General features: G+C 36.8%; 1 protein-coding gene. It reads left to right on the top strand.

Annotated features, from left to right (window positions below; genetic code table 11):
- Positions 1–47 precede the first annotated feature (47 nt).
- The coding region (locus tag SB719_RS21670; protein ID WP_412159962.1) for a hypothetical protein at positions 48–250 on the top strand (203 nt) is incomplete at its 3' end.

The raw sequence follows: 250 nt of genomic DNA, 5'->3' as shown, positions 1-250 counted from the left end.
ATCTTATACCAGAGTTCTATTCTTATGCAATGTATAATGAATCGACAATGAATCAGATGCCTAGTATAAAGTATTTCGGAACCCAGTTATATGGTAAACAGATAGCATTACTTGACAGTGGCCGGTATTGCACACCAACACCTGATAGGGCTTATCTCTATTTTGGAGAGCACAGGTTAAATGCTGATTACGGATTGAGGTTTTTTACAAAGGATAGTCCTGCTTACAAATTGAATGAGTTCTTGTTCAA

The organism is Pantoea sp. SIMBA_079, assembly GCF_046940275.1.
GTDB classification, from domain to species: domain Bacteria; phylum Pseudomonadota; class Gammaproteobacteria; order Enterobacterales; family Enterobacteriaceae; genus Pantoea; species Pantoea borealis.
The sequence above is the reverse complement of the archived record's forward strand: the minus strand, read 5'-3'. Positions and strand labels throughout refer to the sequence as shown.